Here is a 1,877-nt window from a genome sequence, read left to right as displayed (position 1 = left end):
CATAGGGATTATGTAGAAGATTATGATTTCTTATGTAGAACGGCTATAAATGGATTTAAAATAATTACTATAGATGAATATCTTTTAGATGTAAGAGTTCGAGAAAGTGGAATTACAAAATCAAATATATATGAGCAATATTTAAATGCAAGATTAGTAAGAGAAGCTTTTAATAGAAGTATTAAAAATAATGATATAAATCTTTATGAAAGTATTTTAGATAGAACTAGAGAAGTAGACATAAATGAAAAAAATAAATATGTAAGTCAATTTAATAATTATAAAGAAGTAAGCACTAAATTAAAAAATAAAAAATCTATTAATTCAATTTTAGCATTTAGTTTAAATTTATTATTTAATAAATATAGTAGAGAAGAGTTTTTAAGAAATCTAACAGTAAAGATAAGTTTATTAAATAATTAGAATAAGGAGTAGTATGGAAGTAACAAGTAAAAGAAAAATAAGTAAAGAACATATATTTTTATTATTTATAGCATTAAATCCAATTTTAGATATTATTTATACTTTAACAGAATATTATATTCAGGTTACTATACCCATAAATCAAGCTGTTAGGATTGGATTTATTTTCTATTTGCTCTATTCTTTTAACTTAAAGAAATATTTTAAGTATATAGTTACTTTTGGCGGAATTTTAGCAATTAATGAGTTGATTTATATAATAAGAGGATTAAATTCTAGTTTAGTTAGTAATTTTGGATATGATGCAAAGATAATATCAATTATTGTATATATATTCGCCACATATGAGCTATTAAAGAATAATAGAGTTAAAGTTAAAGATTTGGTTAAGGCTATATCCATAGCAACATTAATAATAGTTATGGGAATAGTTCTTCCAAGTGTATTAGGGTTAGGATTAAGTACTTATGGAACTAGTAGTAGATTTGGAATTAAAGGATTATTTAATGCTCAAAATGCAATTACTGCAACATTACTTATTCAACTTCCAATAGTTTCTGTTGCATACTTATATTTTAAGGAGAAAAAATATTTAATTTTATATTTGGCAGGAGCTGTAGTACTTAATTTAATTGGAACTAAGGTGGGAGTAGTAGGAGCTATATTTATAGTTGTTAGTACACTAGTTTTTATAATATTAGATAGATATAGAAGAAGAATAAATTTTAAAAAGTTTATGACTATATTGTGTAGCATAAGTGGTATAGCAATATTTTTAATTATTATATTTTTTAAACAGATTATATTTATATTAAATAATTTACCATATAATAGATCTAAATTTCCTACATTTTTTAGTTATTTAGTAAGTAATAGGGATGCACAAATAAAGATACTACATCAGTATGTTATTAATAGTAGCAATAGAGTTTTGAGTTTATTTTTTGGATTAGGAAACACTCAAGGGAATGATGTACTTAAGGATACACAAATAGGATTTCAACTAATTGAAGTGGATTTTAATGCAATATATTATTATTCAGGAATAATAATAACTATAATTATGGTTGGTATATTTATATATTCAACATATAAGGTATGTAAGAATATGGTAATAAAGAGGAATTTAATTGAAGTTTTAATAGGATTATCTTTCTTTATTGGAACAGTACACTTAATTTTAGGTGGACATGTATTATTTGAAGCTGTAACTAATCTATATTTATCAGTTGTTATAGGAATAATTGTATACAATGGCAAAGTAATAAATGATGAGTTAGGAAAAAAAAGCCTCATGATAAAAAGAAAATTTTATTTATAGGATGGACATTAACAGCCGGTGGGGGCGTTGAGACAATATTATCAAAATTAATTAGTGTATTACCAACAAATGAGTATGATATTGACTTGTTTGAATATATAGATTTTGGAATAAATAATAAAGAATATCCAAA

General features: G+C 23.3%; 2 protein-coding genes. Both read left to right on the top strand.

The annotated features are described in order from the left end of the window. Nucleotides 1–423 (top strand): hypothetical protein (locus tag I2E98_RS15760; protein WP_207737642.1); only part of this gene is annotated, 423 nt, incomplete at its 5' end. A gap of 13 nt (nt 424–436) precedes the next feature. Next, a complete protein-coding gene (locus tag I2E98_RS15755) occupies nt 437–1,744 on the top strand; it encodes an O-antigen ligase family protein (protein WP_195469809.1) in 1,308 nt (435 codons plus the stop codon). Nucleotides 1,745–1,877 lie beyond the last annotated feature (133 nt).

The organism is Clostridium sp. D43t1_170807_H7 (assembly GCF_015555905.1).
Lineage (GTDB): Bacteria > Bacillota > Clostridia > Clostridiales > Clostridiaceae > Clostridium.
This window is presented reverse-complemented; position numbering and strand designations above follow the sequence as displayed.

What these genes read in the sequence shown, in the direction of transcription:
- I2E98_RS15755 (WP_195469809.1), top strand. Translation starts at nt 437, where the DNA reads ATGGAAGTAACAAGTAAAAGAAAAATAAGTAAAGAACATATATTTTTA.